5 protein-coding genes are annotated in these 4,522 nt (G+C 67.4%); all 5 read right to left on the reverse strand.

What is annotated here, in order from left to right; all coding sequences use genetic code 11:
- Positions 1-137 precede the first annotated feature (137 nt).
- Positions 138-860, reverse strand: coding sequence for a site-2 protease family protein (locus AC6LJ9_RS30190; protein ID WP_498150396.1), 723 nt, complete (start codon positions 858-860; stop codon positions 138-140).
- Between the two features lie 10 nt (positions 861-870).
- Positions 871-1,782 carry a DUF2167 domain-containing protein gene (locus AC6LJ9_RS30195; protein ID WP_498150397.1) on the reverse strand — a complete coding sequence of 304 codons (912 nt, stop codon included), beginning with the start codon at positions 1,780-1,782 and terminating at the stop codon, positions 871-873.
- A gap of 109 nt (positions 1,783-1,891) precedes the next feature.
- On the reverse strand, positions 1,892-2,443 hold the full coding sequence (locus AC6LJ9_RS30200; RefSeq protein WP_498150398.1) for an RDD family protein: 552 nt from the start codon (positions 2,441-2,443) through the stop codon (positions 1,892-1,894).
- A 224-nt stretch (positions 2,444-2,667) separates the two neighbouring features.
- Positions 2,668-2,856: a hypothetical protein gene (locus tag AC6LJ9_RS30205; RefSeq protein WP_498150399.1), complete on the reverse strand. Its 189-nt coding sequence runs from the start codon at positions 2,854-2,856 to the stop codon at positions 2,668-2,670.
- A 236-nt stretch (positions 2,857-3,092) separates the two neighbouring features.
- Positions 3,093-4,460, reverse strand: coding sequence for a THUMP domain-containing class I SAM-dependent RNA methyltransferase (locus AC6LJ9_RS30210; protein WP_498150400.1), 1,368 nt, complete (start codon positions 4,458-4,460; stop codon positions 3,093-3,095).
- Between the last annotated feature and the right edge of the window lie 62 nt (positions 4,461-4,522).

Genomic DNA, 4,522 nt, shown 5'->3' on the forward strand with positions numbered 1-4,522 from the left:
CCGCACGAAATCCACCCCTAGCCGCCATGGCGTCGTTGCAAATCCTCGTGATACCTACGGGTATCACTGCGGTTTGCGCCTAGCCCTGACGTCTATGGATGAATTTCGTCATGCGGACGTACCTACGAGACAGCACACTAGCGCAGTCCCGCGAGCATTTCGTGCACGTCGTGGGCCATGACCGCCAGCAGTCCCACCAGCGCCAGGTAGGCGCTGCCATAGGCGAGCTTGTTTTCCAGCGTCGTGCCGTAATAGGCCTGGTTTTCCGGCAGGGTCGGGTCGTACTTGAAGGCGCGCACCACGTTCGGGAAGGCGAGCACGGCGACCAGGATCAGCATGGGGCTGGGCCGCCAGACGAACAGCGCTACCAGCACCGGCACGCCCGCCAGCCACACGCGGGGCGACAGCACGGCCGTGATGCGGCCGCCGTCGAACGGCGACAGCGGGATCAGGTTGAAGAGATTGATGAAGAAGCCGGCATAGGACAGCGCCAGCAGCAGGTCGCTGCCCGTGTCGCGCGCGGCGAAGTAGCAGGCCAGCGAGGCCAGCGTGCCCGCGAAGGGCCCGCCCAGCCCCACATAGGCCTCGGTGTCGGCGTTCAGCGGCTGGTCCTTCAACTGGATCCAGGCGCCCACGAAAGGAATGAAGACGGGCGCGCCCACGTCCAGGCCGCGCTGGCGCGCCGCGACGTAGTGGCCCAGCTCGTGCACCAGGAGCAGCAGCACGAAGCCGGCGGCGTAGCGCCAGCCGAATACCCAGGCATAGGCAGCCACCGACAGCAGCATGGAGCCGCCGGTGGCCAGCAGCTTGCCAAACTTCAGGTACTTGAAGCCCGACAGCAGCAACAGCAGGACTTTCACCGGCTTGCGATCACTGCTGGCCCGGGCCGGCGGGATCCGCCTTCTTGCGGCGCAGGCGTGACCAGATGCCGCCGCCCAGCGCGGCCACGGCGATGAGGCCGATCTTGCCGAATTTCAACAGGAAGGCGCCGATGACGGCGAACAGCCCCAGCTTCTTCGCCGCCACGCCGGCCACCAGCGCGGCCAGGCCGTACTCGGCGACCTTGTCGGTCGAGGCGTTGAAGTCGGCGTAGCGCTTGCCTTCGACGTAATCGATGTTGTTCAGCAGGGCCAGCACGGCGCCCTTGTCCTTCGGCACCTGGCTTTGCTGCGTGATCAGGTCCAGCGTGATGTAGCCTTCGCGGCCCAGGGCGTAGGTGTTGTAGTTGACCGTCGGGTCGCTCTGCGCGCCGTCATCCTTGTGCTTGGCGGCCACAGACCACACCAGCCGCTGCGTCTTGCTGTCGTACTTGGGCGCCTCGACCCAGCCGTCGATCAGCAGCTCGGGGAAGCCGCGTTTGACGCGCTCGACGTTGGATTGCTTGGTGCCTTCGCGCAGGCTGTCCAGCAGTTCGCTGACGTTCCAGTTGCGGGCGTCGTCGTCCTTGATGTAGCCGGTCTTCTCGAAGTTGACGGTGATCAGCCAGTCGTCCTCGTCAGCCTTGGGCAGCACCACGCCCAGCAGGCTGGGATCCTTGCCGTTGCCGTAGGCCGCCATCAGGCGGTCAGCCTGCAGGCGCGGCACGAACATCATGTTGTCGGGCAGCTTGAGCACGGCCTGGCCGCCGAGCTTCACTTCGGCGGGGCCTTGCTGGGCGGCGGAAAGCGCGGCCTGCGAGGCGGCTTCGATTTCCTTGCGGGCGTCGGCGTTCTGGGCGTGGGCCCACGGCAGGAAGAACAGGGCGCTGGCGGCCAGCGTCAGGCGGGAGAGTAAAGCGCGCATGGATAAGGTCCGGTTTTAAATAGGGCCTTATTGTCTTGGCGCGCAGCTTTCAGCTTTCTGAACGCGTCGGTGAGAATCGGCGCGTAAGTTTTCTGATTGAAACTTGGTATTACTTGACGGCCGTGGCGGCGCTGTTTCCCGGGCGTCCGGGCTTGGTGCGCGGGGGCGCGTTGCGCAGGCGCGTGCCCAGGATCCGGTCATGCAGGAACTGGCCGTCGCGGTCGATCCAGGTCCAGATGAAGATCATGAAGGGGGCGGCGACGATGAACATGTCCATGGACGGCCAGCCCGTGTAGCGTGCCGCCAGCCAGACCAGGGCGGCGCCTGCCAGCACCAGGGGCCATGCCAGGATGTAGCGCAGCACCAGTAGCGGCACCGAGGGCGGCTGGCCGTCGCGGCCGACCAGCTGGATGTTCCAGGTCTTCATGGGCAGCGTCTGGCCCCGGCGGCGCCAGCACAGCACGAAGTAGGCGCCGATGGCCACGAACAGCCAGGCTTGCCGGAGCGGGCGCAGTTCCAGCGCATTGCGGCTCTGGGTCAGCGTATCCATCAGATAGCCCGCCAGGAACACCACGCCGAACAGCAGCACGGCTTCGTACATCATGCACGCGAACCGGCGCAGCCGGTTGGGGGTCTGGTCAAGGGGGGCGTCGGGCGTCATGGGCGGCTATCTTAGCAAAGGGCCGCGGGTTTGCGCGGAGCGGGGCGGGCGGGGCGCTTGCGCCGGCGCAAGCGGGAGGCAGGCCGTCCGCGCGGCAAGGACGGGGCGGCGACGCGGGCGGGACAGGGGCGAAAAAAAACCCGCCGGTAAGGGCGGGTCTATAAAAGGGGCTGTGCAGCCCCCAAGGGGAAATCTGTCCGGGCCCACCGGGGGCCCATCGGCGCTCAGGCGGCCGAGTGCGCGTCCTTCGCGCTCGCCTTGCCAGCCAGGGCGCGGATGCCGTGGGCCAGCTTGCGCAGTCCGGCGGCCAGGGCGCGCATCGGGTGCGGGCGGAATTGCTCTTCGATCGCCTGGAGCATCAGTTGGCGCTCGAGTTCGTCGGTCAGGCGGATGGTGTTGTTCAGGTTCGTCACGTTAGCCTCCACGGGCTTGCACACTTGTTTAGCTACTAGGGATAACCCGAATTATAGGGTTTACCCTGGTCGTGTGCAAGAGGCTGGTGCGAATCGGCAACACCGTGTAGTCGATGATGCCCCAAAACGTTGCGGCGGGGCACCATAAGCAAAGATAGCTGCACCATGTTGCGGCGCTTTTACAACGAGGCGTCCATTCCGACGGACGCCGACGCCCCGTTGCGGGGCGCCGGGAATCAGGCGTCCCGGTAGCCCGCAGCCACCAGCTCGAAGCCGAACAGGCGGCAATCCAGCGCGCCGTTGTGCAGCGGCACGCGGCGCTTGGGCTTCAGGCGCATGCGCTGGGGCAGCTCCAGGTCACTGGTGATGATGTGCAGCTGCCAGCCGGCGAAGTTGCGCTTCAGGCAGGTGGCCCATTCGGACCAGAGCTGCGCGTCCTGCTCGGTCGGCATCCGCTCGCCGTAGGGCGGGTTGGTGACGATCCAGCCGTGGTCGGCCGGCGCCTGTATGTGGCGGGCATCGCCCACTTCAAAGCGAATCGACTCCGAGGTCAGCCAGGCGCGTTCGGCGTTGTTGCGGGCGAATTCGACCGCCTGCGGATCCAGGTCGTAGCCGACCAGCGGCGCGTCCAGCTGGGGCAGGATGCGGGCGCGGGCGTCTTCCTTGAGATCGCGCCAGCGGCGCGGATCATGGCCGCGCAGCCGCTCGAAGCCGAACGGGCGCGAGATGCCGGGAGGCACGCCCAGCGCGATCCAGGCGGCCTCGATCAGGATGGTGCCCGAGCCGCAGAACGGATCCAGCAGCGGGGCCGCCGGATCCCAGCCGGCCAGGGCCAGCATGCCGGCCGCCAGGTTCTCGCGCAGCGGGGCCTCGCCCTTGTCCAGGCGCCAGCCGCGCTTGAACAGCGATTCGCCGGAGGTGTCCAGGTACAGCGTGGCGGTATGGCCGGTCAGGAACAGGTGCACGCGCGCGTCGGGGCGCACGGTGTCGATGTCGGGGCGCTCGCCTTCGCGCTCGCGCAGGCGGTCGCAGATGCCGTCCTTGGCGCGCAGGTTGCAGTATTGCAGGCTCTGCACCGGGCTCTTGATCGCCGAGGTGTCCACGCGCAGCGTCTGCTCGGCGCTGAACCAGCGCTCCCAGGGCGTGGCGCGGGCCAGGTCGAGGATGTCGTCCTCGTGGGAGATCTCGGCGTGCGCGACCTGAACCAGGATGCGCGTGGCCAGCCGCGAATACAGATTGGCGCGCTGCACGCCGGCCCAGTCGGCGCTGAAGGAACAGCCGGCGCGGCCGGCGCGGGCGTTTTCATAGCCCAGCGCCTGCATTTCCGCCGTCAGCGCTTCTTCCATACCCTGGGGGCAGGGCGCGAAGACCTGGAACACCTCGGCCTGGCGCGGTTCGCGCGGGCGGCGGCCACGGGCGTGAAAGTCGGGTTCGTCGCGGGCTTCGGTGGCGTATTCGATCTCGTCGTCGCGATCAGGCTCGGCCGCGAATTCCGGCGCCGGGCCGTCGTCCTCGAACGGATCATAGAAGCGGCCCGCGGGCGTGGCGGGCGCGACGTACCGGCCGTCGCCGTGGCCCGGGGGGCGGGCGGGGCCGCCTCCTATTTACATCTCCGAGCCCACTAGAAGCCACATGGAAGAACCTATGCCGCCTTCTTCTTCAAAAA

It is taken from the genome of Achromobacter sp. 1011811831, assembly GCF_059760905.1.